At 56.2% G+C, this 20216-nt stretch carries 15 protein-coding genes; 7 read left to right on the forward strand and 8 right to left on the reverse strand.

Features of this window, described 5'->3' with window-relative positions:
• Positions 1 to 258: 258 nt before the first annotated feature.
• Together metK and ligB are read left to right on the forward strand one after the other, a co-directional pair.
• Entirely contained in the window at positions 259 to 1479 is a 1221-nt protein-coding gene (gene metK, locus ACT3UM_RS23540) for a methionine adenosyltransferase (RefSeq protein WP_498902430.1), read from the forward strand.
• A 136-nt stretch (positions 1480 to 1615) separates the two neighbouring features.
• The gene (gene ligB, locus ACT3UM_RS23545; RefSeq protein WP_498902431.1) at positions 1616 to 3292 is read left to right on the forward strand and encodes an NAD-dependent DNA ligase LigB; all 1677 of its coding nucleotides are present in this window, start codon (positions 1616 to 1618) and stop codon (positions 3290 to 3292) included.
• Here the strand turns inward: ligB and ACT3UM_RS23550 are convergent.
• Positions 3289 to 4224 (reverse strand): AEC family transporter, encoded by a 936-nt coding sequence (locus ACT3UM_RS23550; protein ID WP_498902432.1) that lies wholly within the window; start codon positions 4222 to 4224, stop codon positions 3289 to 3291. The genes ligB and ACT3UM_RS23550 overlap by 4 nt on opposite strands.
• A gap of 143 nt (positions 4225 to 4367) precedes the next feature.
• On the opposite strand from ACT3UM_RS23550, the gene metF reads away from it, so the two are divergent.
• Positions 4368 to 5210 (forward strand): methylenetetrahydrofolate reductase [NAD(P)H], encoded by an 843-nt coding sequence (gene metF / locus ACT3UM_RS23555; RefSeq protein WP_498902433.1) that lies wholly within the window; start codon positions 4368 to 4370, stop codon positions 5208 to 5210.
• Between the two features lie 99 nt (positions 5211 to 5309).
• Here metF and ACT3UM_RS23560 read toward each other — a convergent pair whose 3' ends face one another.
• From ACT3UM_RS23560 to prlC, 4 genes are all read right to left on the reverse strand, one after another.
• Entirely contained in the window at positions 5310 to 7511 is a 2202-nt protein-coding gene (locus ACT3UM_RS23560; protein WP_498902434.1) for a TRAP transporter permease, read from the reverse strand.
• Between the two features lie 103 nt (positions 7512 to 7614).
• The gene (locus ACT3UM_RS23565) at positions 7615 to 8607 is read right to left on the reverse strand and encodes a TAXI family TRAP transporter solute-binding subunit (RefSeq protein ID WP_498902435.1); all 993 of its coding nucleotides are present in this window, start codon (positions 8605 to 8607) and stop codon (positions 7615 to 7617) included.
• Positions 8608 to 8899: 292 nt separating this feature from the next.
• On the reverse strand, positions 8900 to 9151 hold the full coding sequence (locus tag ACT3UM_RS23570) for a YheV family putative zinc ribbon protein (protein WP_498902436.1): 252 nt from the start codon (positions 9149 to 9151) through the stop codon (positions 8900 to 8902).
• Between the two features lie 56 nt (positions 9152 to 9207).
• The gene (prlC, locus tag ACT3UM_RS23575) at positions 9208 to 11256 is read right to left on the reverse strand and encodes an oligopeptidase A (protein WP_498902437.1); all 2049 of its coding nucleotides are present in this window, start codon (positions 11254 to 11256) and stop codon (positions 9208 to 9210) included.
• Between the two features lie 229 nt (positions 11257 to 11485).
• Between prlC and ACT3UM_RS23580 the strand changes: the two genes are divergently transcribed.
• The 3 genes from ACT3UM_RS23580 to ACT3UM_RS23590 all read left to right on the forward strand — a co-directional run bounded on the left by ACT3UM_RS23580 (position 11486) and on the right by ACT3UM_RS23590 (position 14234).
• Positions 11486 to 12826: a sodium-dependent transporter gene (locus ACT3UM_RS23580; protein ID WP_498902438.1), complete on the forward strand. Its 1341-nt coding sequence runs from the start codon at positions 11486 to 11488 to the stop codon at positions 12824 to 12826.
• Positions 12827 to 12888: 62 nt separating this feature from the next.
• Positions 12889 to 13434 (forward strand): gamma carbonic anhydrase family protein, encoded by a 546-nt coding sequence (locus ACT3UM_RS23585; protein ID WP_035576439.1) that lies wholly within the window; start codon positions 12889 to 12891, stop codon positions 13432 to 13434.
• A 128-nt stretch (positions 13435 to 13562) separates the two neighbouring features.
• On the forward strand, positions 13563 to 14234 hold the full coding sequence (locus ACT3UM_RS23590; protein ID WP_035576440.1) for a metal-dependent hydrolase: 672 nt from the start codon (positions 13563 to 13565) through the stop codon (positions 14232 to 14234).
• Here the strand turns inward: ACT3UM_RS23590 and ACT3UM_RS23595 are convergent.
• From ACT3UM_RS23595 to ACT3UM_RS23605, 3 genes are read right to left on the reverse strand one after another with little or no spacing between them, the layout of a single operon-like run.
• Positions 14210 to 15592 (reverse strand): sigma-54-dependent transcriptional regulator, encoded by a 1383-nt coding sequence (locus ACT3UM_RS23595; protein ID WP_035576441.1) that lies wholly within the window; start codon positions 15590 to 15592, stop codon positions 14210 to 14212. The two genes, ACT3UM_RS23590 and ACT3UM_RS23595, sit on opposite strands and share 25 nt — an antisense overlap.
• On the reverse strand, positions 15585 to 17507 hold the full coding sequence (locus ACT3UM_RS23600) for a sensor histidine kinase (protein WP_498902439.1): 1923 nt from the start codon (positions 17505 to 17507) through the stop codon (positions 15585 to 15587). The genes ACT3UM_RS23595 and ACT3UM_RS23600 overlap by 8 nt, the downstream gene beginning before the upstream one ends.
• Positions 17504 to 18277, reverse strand: a complete 774-nt coding sequence (locus ACT3UM_RS23605) for a GntR family transcriptional regulator (protein WP_035576443.1) — start codon at positions 18275 to 18277, stop codon at positions 17504 to 17506. The genes ACT3UM_RS23600 and ACT3UM_RS23605 overlap by 4 nt, the downstream gene beginning before the upstream one ends.
• 274 nt (positions 18278 to 18551) lie before the next feature.
• Here ACT3UM_RS23605 and lldD point away from each other — a divergent pair, with 274 nt between their 5' ends.
• Complete coding sequence (gene lldD / locus ACT3UM_RS23610; protein WP_498902440.1) at positions 18552 to 19703, forward strand: FMN-dependent L-lactate dehydrogenase LldD; 1152 nt, start codon at positions 18552 to 18554, stop codon at positions 19701 to 19703.
• The last annotated feature ends 513 nt before the right edge of the window (positions 19704 to 20216 follow it).

Below are 20216 nucleotides of genomic sequence, written 5' to 3' on the forward strand. Positions count from 1 at the left end.
GACGGCATGGGGGTGCTCCTCGCCTGAAAACAGAAATTATAAAGGCGCTATTGTCGCTGACTTCCCATGTTGCGGCAAATGTGACAGCAAATTCTAGGAATCACGTTCTGGGAAGCATCGCCGACAGCGTGTAGACTCTGCCTCCCGAAGTGATGAAGAACGTCATTACTTCGCTAATATGGGCAGGGGACACCTGCCATGATTTCCTGCTGATGCTGTGGGTTACCTACAGCCGTCATACAGAGGGTAGAGTGCGCGATGAGCGAATATTCCCTGTTTACCTCCGAGTCCGTCTCCGAAGGTCATCCCGATAAGATTGCCGATCAGATCTCTGATGCGGTGCTAGATGCCATTATCGCCCGCGATAAACAGGCGCGTGTTGCCTGTGAAACCATGGTGAAAACCGGGGTGGCGATCATTGCGGGTGAAATTACCACCTCCGCCTGGGTCGATTTAGAAACCCTCGTGCGTGATGTGATTATCAGCATTGGCTATAACTCGTCCGACGTGGGCTTTGATGGCGCGACCTGCGGCGTGGTTAACCTGATCGGTAAGCAGAGTGTCGAGATTGCCCAAGGCGTTGACCGCAGCAAACCGGAAGATCAGGGCGCTGGCGACCAAGGCCTGATGTTCGGCTATGCGACCAACGAAACCGATTCGTTTATGCCGGCACCGATCCACTACTCGCACCGTTTAGTCGAGCGTCAGGCCGAACTGCGTAAAAATGGCCTACTGCCATGGCTGCGCCCGGATGCCAAAAGCCAGGTGACCTTCCGCTATAACGCCGAAGGCCAGCCCTGTGGTGTCGACGCCATTGTCCTTTCTACCCAGCACGATCCTGACATTGATCAAGAAGACCTGCGCAAAATGATCAAGCGCGAAGTCATCGAGCAAGTGATCCCCGCTGAGTGGTTGGATGAGAGTACCCAGTACCATATCAACCCGACCGGCAAATTCGTAATTGGCGGCCCGGTAGGTGACTGCGGGCTGACCGGACGTAAAATCATCGTCGACACCTACGGCGGTATGGCACGCCACGGCGGCGGTGCGTTCTCAGGTAAAGATCCCTCTAAAGTTGACCGCAGCGCCGCCTATGCGGGCCGCTACGTGGCCAAGAACGTGGTAGCTTCGGGCTTGGCAGACAAGTGCGAGATTCAGGTCTCCTACGCCATTGGCGTTGCCGAGCCGACCTCGGTCTCCATCGACACTTTCGGCACCGGTAAGATTGACGATACCAGGATCGTTGCGCTGGTTCGCGAGCACTTTGACCTGCGCCCCTACGCGATCACCAAAATGCTTGACCTGCTGCACCCGATGTATCAGCTCACCGCCGCTTATGGCCACTTCGGTCGGGCGCCGTTTGAGCACAGCTACACTTGGAGCGACGATAAAGGCCAATCGCATACCGAAACCTTTACCGCCTTCCCGTGGGAAAAAGTGGATAAAGCCGACGCGCTGCGCAAGGCCGCCGGTTTGTAAGCGATTTGCTATCTTGTTTGTAAGCAATGGATTAAATCGCCCCTTTGGCTCCGGCCGGGGGCTTTTTTTGTGCCCTGTATTAGCACTTTGCGCTAGGCTGAGTTTGTTGGCTAATTATTTTTTGTGGAGGCGCAAGATGACGAGAGGGGGCGTTGGGTGGGTATTTGCTGGCCTGATTGGGCTTGTCACTTTTTCCGCACAAGCTACTGAGTGCCCGGATTGGTCGGAGGAACGCTTAACGCGAGAAAGCCAGGCGCTGGCTGAACAAGTAAGGCGCTGGGACACTGCCTACCACGATGAGGGCGTTGCGCTGATCGACGATGCCCTCTACGACCAAGCCGTGGAGCGCCTAGCCAACTGGCAGCGCTGTTTAGGCGCAGAACCGGATCATCGCCCGCTGACGCGGGTGACCAGCAGTAGCGGCACCCTAGAGCACCCAGCGGCCCAGCGCGGTCTCAATAAAGCCGATGACGATGGCGTCAGGCGCTTTACCAGCCGCCGCGAAGACCTGTGGATCCAACCCAAAGTGGACGGCGTAGCGGTGACGCTGCGCTATGCCGATGGTGAGCTGGTCGAAGCTGTTAGCCGTGGCGATGGCGAAAGAGGGCAAGACTGGACAGCCCGTGCCCGACAGCTGCCTGCCGTTCCCAATACGCTACCCGAGCCGATTTCTGCGCTACTCCAAGGCGAGTTGTATTGGCGCCTGGAAGCGCATGTTCAGTCGCGCTCACCCTCTTCGGGTGCCCGAGGTGCGGTGGCAGGCGCCATGGCGCAGTCTTCGCCTGAAGCGACCACCCTTGAGCGTATTGGCCTGTTTGTGTGGGGCTGGCCTGACGGCCCGACCGACATGGAAAGCCGCTTAGCCCAACTGAGTGCGCTGGGCCTTGATAGCGCCGACTACACCTATCCCTTGGATGATCGACGTGATGCCGCCTACTGGCGCGATACCTGGTTCAACGGCCCGCTGCCGTTTGCCACTGACGGCGTGGTGATTAAACAAGCCGAGCGCCCTGGCGTGCGCCGCTGGTCTTCGTCACCACCGGAGTGGGCCATTGCCTGGAAATACCCTGCCCAGCAGGCGCTGGCGGAGGTGCGCGGCATTGAGTTTCGCGTTGGACGCACCGGGCGCGTAACGCCGCTGGTATGGCTCAATCCCGTACTGTTAGAAGGGCGGCGCATTAGCCGCGTTTCACTGGGCTCTTTGGATCGCTGGGAATCACTGGATGTTCGCCCTGGTGACCAGGTGGCGATTTCGCTAGCGGGGCTAACGATTCCCCAGCTAAGCGAGGTGGTGTGGCATACCCAGGAGCGCTCGCCACTGACGCCCCCGTCACCGCAGCGCTACCACCTGCTGAGCTGTTTTGAATTAACCCCCGGCTGCGAAAGCCAACTGCTGGCGCGGCTTACCTACCTGGGCGAGCAGCTAGGCATGCAGGGTATCGGTGAAGGTACTTGGCAAGCGCTGATGGAGGCGGGCGTCGTCACGCAGTTACTCGACTGGCTGAACGTTGAACCACGCCAGTTGCGCGAGGCCTACGGCATTGGCGAAGCCACCGCCGCCTCGCTCACTGAGCAATTTCAAGCAGCCCGTGGTCAACCGTTTGCAGCTTGGCTAAGTGCGCTGGGGGCGCCGCCGGGTAGTGACGCGGCTCGCGGGGATTGGTATGAGTTAGCCGGCTATCGGCGCGAACAGTGGCAAGCCGTTCCAGGCGTTGGCCCAGTTCGCGCTGACGCGCTGGTGGCGTTTTTCAGTCACCCGGAAGTGCAGCGCATGGCCGCACAGCTTAACCAAGCGGGTGTGGCTGGCTTTTAGCCCAACCCGGTAAGGAGCAGCATTAGACCGAGATAGAGCGGAATCAGCAGTGGCGCCAGCAGTGTGGTGACCAGCACCGCTAACGCGCCTTTTTGCGGCTGGATGCCCAGTTCCATCGCCACCACCACCACATTAGCCGCCATGGGCACCACGCCTATCAACAGCAGCGCTAGGGCTAACTCTGTGGAAAGTGGCGTGACCCACTGCAGTATTAACACGGCCACTAGCATGACCAATGGCCACATCAGGTAGCGTAGCCCTAAACAGGCGGCTACAAAGCGCGTATCCCAGGCGGAAAGCGTCACTTGGCTAAGCGTCATACCAATAATCATCATACCCAGCAATGTATAGGTGGCAGGGAACACTTGCAGCGAACTCATGACCGCGGCGGGTAGGGCGACGTCAAGGGTGCTAAGCAGTAACGCTAACAGGAAGGCGTAGATAAGCGGTAAGCGCGAAATTTTGATCAGGCTTTCGCGCACCGAAAAACGCCCGCGTGCGCTGAGATAAAAGCCCACGGTAAATTCGTAGATATTAATCCCCAGCATACAGAACAGGTAAAGGGTGACACCGTCGGGGGGCAGCAAAATCAACGCAATCGGTAAACCAAAATAGCCGGTATTGCCCGTTCCTGAAGAGAACGCCAGCAGTGCGGCTTCCTGTTCACCAAAACGATGGCGTGTGATGCGTTGCACCACCAGCGCCATTAGGCTCGCCAGCATAAACAGCGCTAATGTGAGTAACAGGTAGCTAGGGGTTGGGCCACCGTTCATCAGCGCGCGAAAAATCGTAAAGGGGGCAATCAGGTACACCAGCAGCGTCGCCATCGGGCGGGGATCTATTTTTAACCGTTGTGCGGCTATCCAGCCTAGCCCGACGTACCCCAATAACATCAGTAGTGGCCCCATTAAGGCGCTGGGTGCTAAATCCATGATGGCTCCCGGTAAAATGATATGAACGGCTAACATGAGCCGAATTAAAGGCCAAGCGTGGAATCTTTCATTAGCCCCAGCGCGATGGAACAGCGAGAATACCGCAAAATATCACCACTATTAATCACTAATAAGGAAGTCCCATGAGCAGCCATGAGCATCCGTTAGGTATCAGCTTTGAATTCTTTCCGCCCAATACCGATGCTGGGCGCGACAAGCTGATCCGCGTTCGCGATGAGCTGGCCGCCCGCAATCCGCGCTTTTTTTCAGTGACTTACGGTGCTGGCGGGTCTACCCAGGCGCGTACCCGTCAGGTGGTACGAGAAGTCAGCGAGAGCGGCATCACGACTGCCCCGCACCTCTCCTGCATCGGCAGTGAAAAAGCTCAACTGCGTGATCTGCTGGCCCAGTACCGCGAGGAGGGCGTGGATAGCTTGGTCGCGCTGCGTGGTGACATGCCCTCAGGGATGGGAAGCATTGGTGAGCTACGTTATGCCAACGAACTGGTTGAGTTTATTCGCGCGGAAACCGGCGATCATTTCGACATTGCGGTGGCGGCCTATCCTGAATCGCATCCACAGGCGCCCAACCTTGATAAGGATGTGGAAAACTTTGCGCGTAAAATGAAGGCGGGGGCCAATATGGCCATTACCCAGTACTTCTTTACCGCCGATGCCTATTTTAACTTCGTCGATAAAGCCCGCGCTCTGGGCGTCGAGCAGCCGATTATTCCCGGCATCATGCCGATTACCAACTACACCAAGCTGGCGCGTTTTTCTGACGCCTGCGGTGCCGAGATACCACGCTGGATTCGCAAACAGTTAGAGTCCTATGGCGACGACAGCGAAGCCATTGCTGCCTTTGGCACCGATGTGGTGAGCCGTCTTTGCCAGCGATTGCTGGATGGCGGTGCGCCTGGCCTGCATTTTTACACGCTTAACCAAGCCGCGCCGGTGCTTAAGGTCGTTGATAATCTGACCGATTAACTGAGTCAGTTTATTGAGCTACCTCTAACTCACTAAAAACCCCGCTCAACGGCTGTTGAGCGGGGTTTCTTGCGCTTGGCGATTAGCGGCTTACATCAATCAGCCCGCTTGCGCCGTTTTGTTACCACCGCCATGTAGCTTGCGCTGCATGACAAACAGCACGATACCAATCGCAAGGCCAATAACGTCGGTGTAGATACCGCCGTAGATCAAGAACATCGCTCCCACCAGCATCAGCACGCGCTGCAAAGCGTTAACCGGCCCAAAGAACCACGCCTGCACCATACCAGAGAGCAAGACAATGCCCAGCGTCGCGGTTACCCCAACGCGGAGGATTTGCATGGCGGAGCCTTCCATCAGCATGGCCGGGCTGTAGAAGAACATAAATGGCACGATAAACGCGGCCAAACCAATCTTGAACGAGGCCACCGAGGTGCCCATGGGGTTATCGCCAGAGATACCGGCGGCGGCATAGGAGGCCAACGCAACGGGCGGCGTAATCGCTGAGACGACCGCAAAATAGAACACGAAGAAGTGCGCAATTAGCGGCTCAATGCCGATATTGATCAAGCCTGGCGCGACCACCGAAGCGGCCACCGCATAGGCGGCGGTGGTCGGCATCCCCATACCCAGCAGAATACTAATCAGCATGGCGAACACTAGCGCCAATAGTTGGCTAACACCGGCTAGTCCCAGCAGTAGCGATGAGAAGCGCGCGCCCACACCGGTCAACGAGATAACCCCGACGATTAAGCCCGCACAGGCACACACGGCGATAATCTGAATCGACATGGTGCCCGCTATTTGCAGCGCTTTAAGAATCGCACGAAATCCCATTTTATTGGGTGAAAGCCAGCTAACCACCGCGGCTGAGGCCGTCGCCAGGGTGCCGGCGCGAATCACCGAATAGCCCATAAACAGCGCGACAATCAGGATAATAATCGGCGCAAATAGGTAGACCTGCTTGACCAGCTTAGAGAACAGCGGGATCTCATCTTTGCGCATACCGCGCATGCCTTTACGGGCGGCTTCGAAGTCGACCATAAAGTAGATAGAGGCAAAATACAGAATCGCCGGAATGACCGCGGCCAGAGCAATTTCGGTGTACGGAATACCGGTCACTTCCGCCATGATGAACGCACCCGCGCCCATAATCGGCGGCATGATTTGCCCGCCGGTTGAGGCGGCCGCCTCAATGGCGCCCGCGCTACGTGCGGGGTAGCCGACTTTCTTCATCAACGGAATGGTCAGTGAGCCGGTGGAAACCACGTTACCTGCCGAGGTACCGTTAATCATACCCATCAAGCCAGAGGCAAAAATGGCCACCTTGGCGGGGCCACCACGGGCACGGCCCGCTGCGGCAAAGGCAAAGTTAACGAAGTAGTCGCCGACTTTAGAGGCCTGGAGGAAAGCCGCAAAAATAATGAACAGAATAATATAGGTCGACGACACCGCAGTGGTGGGGCCGAGAATACCGGCGTCGGTATACACCTGACTAAAGAAGCGCTGCAGTGACAGCCCCGGATAGCCCAGAAAGCCCGGCAAATATGGGCCGGCAAAAACGTAGGTCAAAAAGATCGCGGAGATCACGACCAACGCTAAACCCGCTACCCGGCGGGTGAGCTCCAGAATCAGCAGTGAGCCCGCGATGGCTGCCCAGGAGATGCCGGAGGGGGCGAAAGAGGTACCCGTCGACATACGGATATTGGTGTTATAAGCCACCAGTAAATAGCCAGCGCTGGCCAGTGCACAGACCATCAGGACCAAATCAGCAGGGTTGAAGCGATGCCGTGCCTGACGATAAAACCACGACAGCACAATCGCCCCCGCCGTGGTCGCCATGAGCGGATAGCCGTAGTGCCAGTTTTCGACGTTCGGGTCGATACGCATGGCTTCGCCGCTCAGCGTTTGATGCATTAAAAAGACTTGCGCCAGGGTATAGGCGGCGGGAATCAGTAGCGCGTAGCTCACCCACTTAATCCAGTCACCTGACGCCTGATGATCGTCGTCGGCAAAGCGGGCACCGGCAAAGAGCCCGTAACCGAGAATAAGCGCGCCGGCAATATGCACGATACGAAACGACCAGGTTTCCATCGGATACACGTTGAGTGAAATCAGATGGAAACTTGAGTAAGCGATCGCTAATGCCGCAAATAGCAGGAATTGCCAGCCGGTAAACAGGCGGCGATTGGGTTCAACAAGGTCTTCATCGACACCATCGGCAATGGACTCGGGTATCGCTGACGCCGCTTGGGCATCATCTTTGAGGTCATCGGGTTCTTGGTCGGTTTTGTGACTCATTAGAGTTCACCCTCACAGCAAAAGCAGACAAAGGGGTAGTAGCAGCGAAAGCTGCCCCGCCCGGCAGGACCGGAAACGGGGCAGTTAGAACGTTGAAGGTTGCTTAGTTGATCATGTCATCAGCAATTTCATAGCCGTTCTCTTCGTACCAGCGTGCCGCGCCGGGGTGAAACGGCAGCACGGTGTTGTGCTTGATGTTTTCTGGAATGGTGGTTTCAGCACTGCGGTGCACAGAGCGCATGCGGTCATTGTTTTCCATGGTGGCCTTGGTGACTTCGTAGACGAAATCTTCCGGCAGGTCGCAGCCCGCAATAGCGAAGTTCCACATGGAGACAGCGCGAGCGTCCTCTTCCAGCGTTGTGTAGGTGCTGGCCGGGATCATGAATTCAGCAACGGGGAAGTTCTCCAGCACCGTGGCCAGCTCTTCTTCGTTAAACTCGATGATGTTGACGTCAGTTTGTACTTCCAACTGGCTAACGGCTGGAATCGGGATGCCCGCAGCGAAGGCGACAACGTCTAGCAGGCCATCCTGCAACTGGCCGCCTAGGTCTGACCAACCGCCGTTACGGCGATCAAAGTTAACGCCTAGCGTTTCTAGGATTGCTGGGAAGTAGGTGTCAGAGGTTGATGCGGCGGGGCCGAAACCGATGCGTGCGCCATCAGGAATGTCGGAAATTGACTCGATACCGCTGTCGGCAAGCGTGGTAATGGAGAACGGCGTTTCGTACATGGGGAACATGGCGCATACATTGTCCATCTTCATGCCAGGCGCCAACGGGCTTTCACCGTTAACCGCATCAGAGGCGGGGCCCATGGTGGTTAAGCCAAATGCCATGTCGCCCGTGTGCACAAGCGCCAGGTTTTGAGTGGGGCCGCCGGTGACTTCACCGCCGCCAGATACGCCTAACTCATCGGCAATAAAGTTCGCCCAGCCTGAACCGTAAACGAAGTAAGTGCCGCCTTGGCTTGCGGTACCTACGGTAAAGTTATCGGGCCAATCGGAGCGGTCTGTTTGCGCCTGGGCGTTGCTGGCCGCTGCGACAAGCAGGGCGCTACTGGCGAGAAGAGTGAACGTTTTAGGCATATGTTTGCGCATGGCGAAAATTCCTAGCTGTTATTGGGGTTATATCCTGACGGCCTCTATTAATACCGCCAGTCGATACTGCGTTAAGCAGGTATGCCTGTATATAACAGCGATAGTCGTGCCATTTACAACTTATGGTTTTAAAATCAAATGATTATAGATTTTTTATTAAACTTTGGTGGCAAGCCCTAACAGCTGAAGTGTCCGAGTGTTCGCACGTTGCCGGCTTTTTTGTGTGCGCATATCCGCACACAAATTGAGGCGTCCGATCGCTATTGGCTTTGGGGCGTGGAGAGGTTGGGGATTAACGCGAGGATTTACCTGGGTCTAGAATACGTACGGGTTGAACATCCTGCTGCTTCTGATCATCGCGCACTTTGTTGACCCGGGTGGTCATTTCGGTAAGTGCGTCTTCCTCAATGGGTAGTTGCTCGAAGAAATCGCAGCTGACGCATTCCCGGTAGCGAATACCGTTTTGCTCCCAGGCGCGGACACGGTCCATCGCCGCGCAGCGTGGGCAAGTCACACCGGCAATAAAGCGTTTCACACTAGACATCATTAGACTCCAAGAGCACGCCCCCTAAAGAGGGGGCGCGCATAGGTTTTACAAATTTAAGCAGCGCGGATGCCGCTATGGCGCAATAGTGGCTCGACGCTCGGCTCACGACCACGAAAGGCGATAAACAGGTCAGCGGCATCGCGGGCGCCGCCTTGCTCAAGAATTTCACGGCGAAAGCGCTGTCCCGTTTCAGGATCAAAGATACCGGCCTCTTCAAAGGCACTCCAGGCATCCGCCGAGAGCACTTCCGCCCACTTGTAGCTGTAGTAACCGGCCGCGTAGCCACCCGCAAATACGTGTCCAAAGCTATTTTGGAAGCGGTTGAACGACACTTTAGGCAGCACAGACACTGCTTCACGCACCTCATCTAACAAGGTTTGCACGTCGCTGGCGCTGGGAGCATTTACTTCATGATGCAGACGCAGATCAAATAGCGAGAACTCGATTTGGCGCATCATGCCCATCGCCGACTGGAAATTCTTGGCCGCCTGAAGGCGCTCAAGTAGCTCTGCTGGCAGCGGTTCGCCGCTATCCACGTGCTTGGCGAGTAGATCTAAACCTTCACGCTCCCAGCAGTAATTTTCCATAAACTGGCTGGGTAGCTCGACCGCATCCCAGGCGACGCCGTTAATGCCGGAAATATCGGCGATCTGCTGCTGGGTCAGCATATGGTGCAGGCCGTGGCCAAACTCATGGAACAGGGTAGTGACTTCATCGTGGGTGAGCAGTGCAGGGCGGCCACTTACCGGGGCAGTGAAGTTGCAGGTAAGAAAGGCGACCGGCAGTTGCAGCCCCTGCTCCGTTTGGCGGCGTACTCGACAGTCGGCCATCCAGGCGCCACCGCGCTTGCCTTCGCGGGCGTAGAGATCGAGATAAAAACCGGCAATCGGCTGGCCATTTTCGGTGATACGGAAATAGCGCACGTCATCATGGTAGCGAGGCGCCTGGGTATCTTCTGCAAAGCGCACGCCGTATAGACGTTCAACGACCTGAAACAGACCATCGACCACCTGGGGAGCCGGAAAATAGGGGCGTAGCTGTTCTTGGGAGATCGAATGGCGCGCTTCGCGCAGCTTTTCACTGGCATAGGCAACGTCCCACGGCTCCAGCGTCTCTAGGCCTAGTTCGTCTCGGGCGTAGTCACTGAGTTCAGCAAACTCTTCCTTCGCTTGAGGCAGCGCACGGCGGGCCAAGTCGTTGAGAAAATCGAGCACCTGCTCGGGAGAGTCCGCCATCTTGGTGGTCAACGAGTAATCGGCGTAGGTGACAAAACCCAGCAGCTGGGCCATTTCACTACGTAGCGCCAGGATCTCTTCCATGATCTCCGCGTTATCGAACTTGCCCGCATCCGGGCCTTGATCAGAGGCACGGGTAACGAAGGCGGTATACACCTCGCGGCGTAGCTCGCGGTTATCGGCGTAACTCACCACCGGAAAGAAGCTGGGGAAGTCTAAGGTAATGCGATAGCCCGGCACGCCTTTGGCCTCGGCGGTGGCTTTCAGGGTGTCGAGAGCACTTTCCGGCACCCCCGCTAATGTTTCTTGGCTATCGATATCCTTGTGCCATGCCTGAGTGGCATCCAGCACGTTATTGGAGAACTGGTTGGATAGCATGGAAAGCCGTGACTGAATTTCTCCATAGCGGGCTTTCTTATCGGCGGGTAGGTCAACACCGGCCAGGCGGAAATCGCGCAGGGCATTCTCTACAGTACGCCGTTGGGCGGCCTCCAGGTGCTCCCATGCGGGGCCATCTTTCAACGCTTGCCAGCCATGAAACAGGCCTTCATGTTGGCCTACCCAGGTGCCAAAGTCGGAGAGCTTCTCAAGGCATGCCTGGTACGCTTCACGCATTTCCGGCGAGTTCATGGTGCCATTGAGGTGAGAAACAGGGGACCACATCTTGGTGAGCCGGTCATTCACCGCTTCAAGGGGGGCCGCAAAATTGTCCCAGCTGGGCGGGGTAGCGGCTGCTTGTTCGGCGAGGCGATCAATGGCTGCGCGGCTTTCGCTTAGCAGCGTGTCCACGGCAGGTTCCACGTGCTCAGCGCGAATCTGGGCAAAAGGGGGCAGCTCGTGCGTTTCAAGCAGCGGATTGGTGGACATGGGTACCTCGATTGGCAACATTTTTAAGATCGTTAGGGAGCGCGAAAACACGCAACAATAATGACACAGTGCGGGCGGTTAAGCCGTGTTTCAATACTAGGTTCAACACTGGGTTTAATGCGACGTTCAATGAGGGACGCAATGTTAGGTTTAATCTCAGGGTTTGGCCTGCGCGCAAGTGCCTGCTAGTCTTGCCGCCTTTTAATGCCACCAATGGCAGGAGCATGTGATGAGCGAGACGCTGGAGCGCTGGGGGTCGAAACGGGCCTTTATCTTGGCGGTAACAGGTGCTGCGGTGGGGTTAGGCAACATCTGGCGCTTCCCTTATGTGGCGGGAGAGAACGGCGGTGCGGCGTTCCTGCTGATTTACGTGGCGTTTGTACTGCTGCTGGGTATTCCGGTGATGATGGCGGAGATACTGATTGGGCGTGCCGGTCGGCGGGGGCCGATGCAAGCCTTGGGTGCCTTGGCGGCCGAGGCTGGCGCATCGCCCCACTGGCGTTGGCTGGGGTTGTTCGGGGCATTCACCGTCTTCTGCATCTTGTCGTTCTACTCGGTGGTATCGGGGTGGTCGATTGAGTTTTTGGTGGCGTCTGTTAATGGCAGCTTTAATGGCGCCAGTGCCGCTGAGATTGGCGCTGGTTTTGAGGCTTTTTTAGCCAACCCAGGGCTGTTGATCTTTAATCACTCGCTATTTCTGTTTATGACCATGACTGTAGTAGCAGCGGGCGTTGCTAGAGGGCTGGAGCGGCTCAATAACCTGCTGATGCCGCTACTGTATCTGTTACTGCTGCTATTGGCGGGTTATGCCGCGACCACCGATGGTTTTGCACCAGCGTTAGCGTGGTTATTCCTGCCCTCTTTCGAGGCGCTGACCCCCTCAGTGGTGGTGCATGCCATGGGCCATGCGTTCTTTACTCTGGCGGTAGGGGCCTGTGCCTTGATGGCCTACGGCGCTTATATGCCGGAAGAGCAAAGCCTGCCCAAAGCCGCGGTCGCGGTCGCGGTGCTTGATATTAGCGTGGCGTTACTGGCAGGGATCGCTATTTTCTCGGTGGTATTCGCCCAGGGAATGGATCCCACCGACGGCCCAGGGTTAATGTTTGTCACTCTGCCGATTGCGTTCGCTGAGCTGCCGTGGGGCTCTGTGTGGTTAAGCGTGTTCTTTTTATTGCTGCTGCTGGCCACTTGGACATCGGCCATTAACCTAGCGGAGCCGATGGTCGCCACGCTGCAGGGCTTGGGGCTGCGTCGCAGTATCTCCACTGCCATTGTGGCGCTCAGCGTCTGGTTGATTGGGCTATTATCGGCCTTCTCTTTTTCAACGCTGGCGGAGTTTCGGCCGCTATTTGGGCGCAATGTCTTCGAGCTTGTCAGCAGTATACCGCCGGATGTTTTCCTACCCTTGGGCGGGCTGCTGATCGCGATTTTTGCGGCCTGGGTAATGCCCCGTGAGAAGGTGGTGAGCGCGTTAGGCGTGGGTGAAAGGGGTTATTTGGTGTGGCGCAATATCATCCGCTGGGTGTCGATTCCGCTGACCTTTATTGTTCTATTGGCGGGGTTGCTTTAACGAATTGCTATAGTGAGTTGATCCATGTCTCCGTTTTCCATCCGACATCTCAGGAGCAAGTTATGAGCAGTGCATTACGGCGCTATCAAGGTATGGAGCCCCAATTGGGCGAGCGCGTTTATATTGATCCGGCCAGTGTGGTCATCGGTGACGTGGTGCTGGGCGACGACTGCTCCGTGTGGCCGATGACAGTGATCCGTGGCGATATGCACCGCATTCGCATCGGCGCACGTACCAGCGTGCAGGATGGCAGCGTGCTGCATATTACCCATGCCAGTGACTTCAGCCCGGACGGTTTTCCGCTCACCATTGGTGATGATGTGACCATTGGCCATAAAGCGATTCTGCATGGTTGCACCCTGGGAAGCCGGATTCTTGTCGGTATGGGCGCGATTGTGATGGATGGCGCGGTCGTTGAGGACGAGGTGATTATTGCCGCGGGCGCCGTGGTAACGCCGGGTAAGCATTTGGAAAGTGGCTATGTGTATGCCGGTAATCCGGCTAAAGCACTGCGCCCACTGAAAGATAAAGAGCGTGCCTTCTTCCCTTACACCGCAGGCAACTACGTTAAATTAAAAGATCGTTTTCTGGCTGAATCCTCCCTTTAGGTGCCTTAGCTAAATCAACCCTAAGCGGTTGGGCTAGCAACCTTTTTTCTTTATTAGCCATGTCGCGGACGGCAAAAGTCTGTTAATTTATACAGTTTTCTGTTTTACAGACTTTGGGATGCCGCGTCATGGCTAATTTTCGCACGCATATTACGGTGGCAGCGGCGGGCGGCATGCTGGTAGCTTACGCAGGCTGGAAAGGCCAATGGTGGCCGCCCTCCCAGGCGGTGGTGATGATTGCGCTGGTCACGTTCGGGGGGATTTTGCCCGATATCGATGCCGATCGATCCCACTCTATCCGCTTGATATTCAATCTTCTTTCGGTGCCCGCTCTGGTGTTGGGCGTCCTGTTGCTGCAGCCATGGTTGACGCCGGGAGCGTTGTTGATTGCCTGCGGTGGGATCTATTTCAGCGTGCGCTATTTGGCGGGGGTGCTGTTCTCGCGCTTTACCGTACACCGTGGTATTTGGCACTCGCTGCTAGCGGGTGGGCTATGTAGTCTGCTCACCGCTGCGCTAAGTTTTAATTTACTCAATCAGCCAGCGTGGCTGGCTTGGTCTCACGGTGCTGCCACCTTGGTAGGGTTTTTGATCCACCTGAGCTTGGATGAGATATACAGCGTTGACCTTGAAGGCGCGCGGCTTAAGCGCTCGTTTGGAACGGCGCTTAAGCTAGGCGATAGCCGTCGGCCAATGTCCAATCTGCTAATGCTGATTGCGACACTGACCTTGGTGCCTTGGGCGCCGCCCTGGTCGGTGCTGGGCGAGTTGCTGCATCAGGGCTCGCTGCTGTGGCGATAGTCATCGGCATGGAGACCATGTTTTTTAAGCTTGTCGTAAAACGTTTTGCGCGGAATGCCCAAGTGGCGGCAGACGTCGGTTACCCGGCCATGGTAGCGCGACAGCGATTGGCTGATCAGGCTCTTTTCAAACAGCTCTACCTGGCGCGGCAGAGTCGGCTCTTCGGTATCAGCGTTGACCCCTTCCAGAAGCGCATCCAAACGATAGTCAAAGGCAGCGCCCAGCAGCACGTAGCGCTCGGCAAGGTTGCGTAGCTCGCGCACATTGCCGGGCCAGTCATGGGCCAGCAGAGCGGCAATTGCAGGGCTATCGAGGGTCGGCGCTTCCAGCCCGCTGCGGTTGGCAGCGACCACGGCAAAGTGTTGGAACAGTAAGGGAATGTCCTCCCGCCTTTCACGCAGGGCGGGCAATGGCAGGGTGACAACGTTTAACCGGTAGTAAAGGTCTTCACGAAAATGCCCTTCCTCTGAAGCGGTTTTGAGGTCCACCTTGGTGGCTGCAATCACGCGGATATTGAGCGGCACGGTTTCATTGGCGCCTAGCCGCTCGACGCTGCGCTCTTGCAGTACCCGCAGCAGTTTGACTTGCAGCGCCATGGGCATCGATTCAATTTCATCCAAAAACACCGTGCCACCGTTAGCGTGCTCGAACTTGCCGATGCGCCGTTCGACGGCACCTGTGAAGGCGCCTTTTTCGTGGCCAAACAGCTCGGATTCAATGGTGTTCTCGGGCACTGCGCCGCAGTTAATCGCCATAAAGGGGCTGTTACGCCGCCCGCTGCGTTCGTGAATGGCACGGGCAACCAGATCTTTACCGGTGCCGGTCTCACCAAACAGCAGTACATCTGCTTCGACTTGGCTGATGCGCTGAATCATGGCGGCCAGCCGCGAAATGATCGGTGTGCGGCCCACCAGTCGTGGCCCTAGCGCGGCTTGCTGCACCTCCAGCTCGGCTTTAAGACGGTGGTTTTCCAAGCTGAGCTGGCGCTTCTCAATGCCCCGGCGCACCACATCCAGCAGTTGATCACCGGCAAACGGCTTTTCGAGAAAATCCCAGGCCCCGGCGCGCATGGCTTCTACGGCTGTGGAAATGTCGCCGTGACCGGTAATTAAAATAATTGGCAGAGTGGCGTCGCGGCTGTGTAGCTCATGGAGCAGCGCCATGCCATCCATCCCCGGCATGCGAATGTCGCTGACAATGACCCCCGGAAAGTCAGGCGTCAGCGCCGCCAGCGCTTGTTCTGCGGATTCAAAGCAGTAGGGCGTATAGCCGGCAAGTTCGAGGGTTTGGCTGGCGGTGATCCGCAGATGCGGTTCGTCGTCGATCACCATGACCGGCAGCGTCGACGGCTCATGCATAAGAGGGGTTCTCCTGAGGGTGGGTTAACGGTGAGTGGGGCAGGGTAATGGTGAAGCTGGCGCCGCCATCGGGCTGATTAGCAGCCTGCAGCTTGCCGCCTAAATCGTCCATGATACGCGACGAGATCGAGAGCCCCAGGCCTAAACCACTCCCTGGAGCTTTGGTGGTAAAAAAGGGTTCAAAAATCTGCCATAAGTGCTCCTCGGGGATGCCGGGGCCGTTATCGCTAACGCTAATAATGACCTGCTGCTGGTGGCTATGGGCGCCCAGGGTAAGTTGTGGGGCCGGTACGCTTTTCATCGCCTGCAGCGCATTGCCGATTAGATTCACCAATACCTGCTCCAGACGTACTAGGTCACCTTTGACCCATAGCGTTTCAGCGGGCCAATCCTGAACAATAGTGATGTTGCCTTCGCGCAGGCGGCTTTGAAAGAGGCGTAGGGCGTAGTCGATACAGGCTTGTACCGAAATAGTTTCCTGACGCTCGCTGCTCTTACGCGAAAACTGGCGCAGCTGCGCGCTGATATCCGCCATCCGTTCGGTTAGCTCAACAATCTGTTCAAGGTTGGCATCCGCCTTGTCGTGGCGGGCCAGTTCCATAAACCGACGGGCGTTTTCAGCGTAGGCGCGAATAGCCGCCAGTGGCTGGTTAAGCTCATGGTTAATGCCCGCAGCAAGTTGCCCCAGTACCGCAAGTTTGGCCGCTTGAATCAGCTCATCCTGGGTCTGGCGTAGGTTGGCTTCAGCGCGGCGGCGCTCTTCAATTTCATCCGAAAGGCGTTGGTTGCTGGCCACTAGGTCTCGAGTGCGGCGTTCCACGCTGACCTCTAATTCATCACGAACGCGTGCCAAGGTGTTGCGCTCCCGCTCGGCGAACGCTTCACGCTCTCGGCGCAGCCTCAGGCGCTGCCAGCCAATGCCCGCACCGAGAGTGACCACGCCGTAAAGACCACCGGCCATAAGGGCGGCGATCCATTGGGCGCTTATCACCGGCGTTAGCGGCTTTAAAATATGCATTTGCCAACCAAACTCGGGGATATGCCGGGTCAGGCTAAGGTAGTCGCCGTTGCTTAGCGGGCCCTGGGAGAAACTGACCAACTGACTGCCCTGCCGGTAAGGCGCATCGACTTCGATGCCCGAAGGCGTCAGCGGCTCCATGGCATAGCGGCGTGTTGCCCGCAGGCTTTGGCGTTGCTCATCGGTGAGCGGGTAGAGTGCGTTCATGCGCAGCTCGGGGTGGCTGGCCATAAAGATAATGTCATCACTATCGGTGACAAAGAGTTCGGCATCTTGCTCTGCCCAGCTCTCTTCAACGTCATCTAACAGTACTTTAACCACTAGCACGCCGTCTGGCTGCGCATCGGGCGAGGTGTTGTCTAGCCACACGGGGGACGAAAAGTAGTAGCCCCGCTCAAGCGACTTGATACCTAAGCCAAAAAAGCGCCCCTGGCCCCCGGCAATGGCATCGGTGTAATAGGAGCGAAATGCATAGTTCTGACCTATAAAGGTGTTGGGTCGATGCCAATTACTGGCGGCGACCGTGTCACCATCGCGATTGAGTAAATAGACGTCCGATACCCCCGCTGTAAAACGGAAACGATCCAGCAGCATGTTCAGGGGCATTGGGTCTTGGTTATAGGGAGAGGCCAAAAAACGCTGCACGCCTTCCCGGGTGGCAAGCATTTGTGGCAAGTAGTCATAACGTAACAAATAGCCGTTTAAGTTGGCGGCAGACAGGCGAAGCTCATTTTCCGCTTCGTCCTGTAAGTTAGACAGCGCTTGTTCACGGGCTAATTGGGCGGCCTGCCACATACAAAATAGTAAGCCAAGTGCAATGAGCACCAGCCATAGGCGTCGCCAGCGTGGCGGTAAAGGGGCCGGCGCTTGGCTGTTGATGCCAGCAGCGCTGTTCATGCCGACGTCTTACCACTGCCTTGGGCACGGCGAAGGGCGCGCTGAGCCCGTGTCTCAGCCTTTGCCATCTCAAGTAGGCCTTCTTCAACAAATACCAAGTGTTCATGGGCGCGAGCCCGGGCGTCTTCTGCCCGTCCTTCCAAGATGGCGTTGAGCAGGGCTCGGTGTTGCTGCATAAGCTGGGTTCGCGAACCCTCCTTGGCAAACAAGTGAGCCAAGTTATTCACAATGCTCTTTTCCAACAGGTGGAAAATGCCGCGAATGGTATGTAGCAGCAAGACATTGTGGGCGGCCTCAGCAATCGCTAGGTGAAAGGCTGCATCTAGCTTAGCTTCTTGGATAGGATCCGCCCCGGCAAAGCCGCCGTCGAGTTCCTCAAAGCGCTGGATCAGGACGGCCTTATCAGCAGGTGTGGAGCGTAGCGCAGCGTAGTAGGCGGATATCCCTTCCATGGCATCGCGAAATTCAAGTAGATCCAGGTTAAATTCGCCGTGACGGGAAAGCATTTCCAGTAGCGGGTCGGTATACCCATTGCTGAGGTCGTCGTTAACAAAGGTGCCGCCGCCTTGGCGGCTGGTCAGTAAGCCTCGCGCGGCTAATTTCTGGATGGCTTCCCGCAAAGAGGGGCGCGAGACGCCAAAGCGTTCGGCTAACTCACGTTCAGGGGGCAAGCGCTGGCCTGGCTTTAGGCTGCCTTCCAGCATCATGGCTTCTAAGCGCTCGGTAATAACATCGGCCAAGCGCTGTTGGCGGAGCGGTGGATAGCTCATATTTAATAGCTCATGTCGATTAGCGTCCGCAATTGGTAAGACCAATATTAAAAGCTTTGGAAGTCGATCTCAAGCGTCTGAAGGATGAGCTTTGGCGTTTGTAATGTTTGTTGGTAGTGCATTTAAACTAAAGTATAGCGCTTTTAATCGTTATCACTGTTTGACACGCTTAGGGTGGCTCACTACTGTTAATGCTAATTTTTTGTAAATTGGTAAAACCAATTTTCCACTTTGGAGCGTCAGTGTTTAGCGCATCCATCGCATAGGGCTCCTCATGATCATTTCAGCATCTACGGATTACCGCCAAGCCGCCAAGCGTCGTATACCTCCCTTTCTTTTTCATTATGCCGACGGTGGATCCTACGCGGAGCATACGCTGCGCCATAATGTTCAGGATCTTGCCAGCATCGCATTGCGCCAACGTGTGCTGAAGGATATGTCGTCGCTGTCACTGGAAACCGAGCTGTTTGGTGAAAAGCTTGCCATGCCGATTGCCCTGGCGCCGGTGGGGCTGGCGGGCATGTACGCCAGGCGCGGGGAAGTGCAGGCGGCGCGGGCAGCGGCTAATAAAGGTATACCGTTTACGCTGTCGACGGTATCGGTATGCCCTATTGATGAGGTGGCTTCGGCAATTGATCGGCCCATCTGGTTTCAGCTCTATGTGCTGAAAGACCGGGGTTTTATGAAGCATGTGCTGGAGAAGGCCAAGGCTGCTGGCGTCAAGACGCTGATTTTTACCGTTGATATGCCTGTTCCTGGTGCGCGTTATCGCGATGCTCATTCTGGTATGAGCGGAAAGAGCGGCCCAGTGAGGCGCATGCTTCAGGCCGCAACACATCCTTTATGGGCTTGGGACGTGGGTATCCATGGTCGTCCTCATGATTTGGGTAACGTGTCTGATTACCGCGGTAAACCAACAGAGCTTGAGGACTATATTGCCTGGCTGGGTGACAACTTTGATCCGTCCATCTCCTGGAAGGATCTGGAGTGGATTAGAGAGCAATGGGATGGCCCTATGATCATTAAGGGCATACTTGACCCCGAGGATGCTCGTGATGCGGTTCGCTTCGGTGCGGATGGTATTGTCGTTTCCAATCATGGTGGCCGCCAGCTCGATGGTGTTCCCTCTACGGCACGTGCGTTGCCTGCTATCGCCGATGCGGTAAAGGGTGACTTGGCCATTTTGGCCGATTCCGGCGTGCGCAGCGGGCTCGACGTGGTGCGGATGATCGCCATGGGGGCTGACACCGTATTGATTGGGCGTGCTTTCATCTATGCGCTTGCCACTGCTGGAGAGGCCGGTGTGACTCATCTGCTTGAGCTATTCGAAAAAGAGATGCGGGTTGCAATGACGCTAACTGGGGCGCGTAGTATCGCAGAGCTAGGGCCGGATTCGCTGGTGCCAGATTCAATACGCGGTGTCTAATGTCACTGTTTGCGCCTCAATTAAGATCAATATTAAAAACCGCTTGCCAACCCGGCTTTGAGCCCGTAAAGTACGCATCCGCTGCCGGGGACGCCAAGCGTTACCAGCGGTGCATAAGGTGTAAAAGCCTTGGTTTGTCAGGTAGTTAACGCTTTTGTAAAAGCAAGCGGTTTTGGATGTTGATTGATCCGCATCGAAAACAACGCCCTTGACAAACACCAGGAAATGCGTAGAATACGCCTTCCTCGCTGAGGCAAGCCAGTTCAACGGCAGCCGGTTACTTTCACAGTAACCAAGCAGCGAAACAGCTCTTTAACAATTTGATCAGGTAATTCATGTGGGCGCTTGCTGATGTTGGTGACAAATCACCAAATATCAAGGCAAGCGGTCATGAGAACGTAAGTTTGAATGAATTCGTTTGAACCTTGAGCCAAGTTTGATCCGCTTTTGCTGTCTTCGGCTAGTCCTTAGAGAGCGAGTAAGGATTACATAGATCTTAAACTGAAGAGTTTG

The sequence above is a fragment of the Halomonas sp. AOP13-D3-9 genome (assembly GCF_052379125.1).
Classification (GTDB): domain Bacteria; phylum Pseudomonadota; class Gammaproteobacteria; order Pseudomonadales; family Halomonadaceae; genus Vreelandella.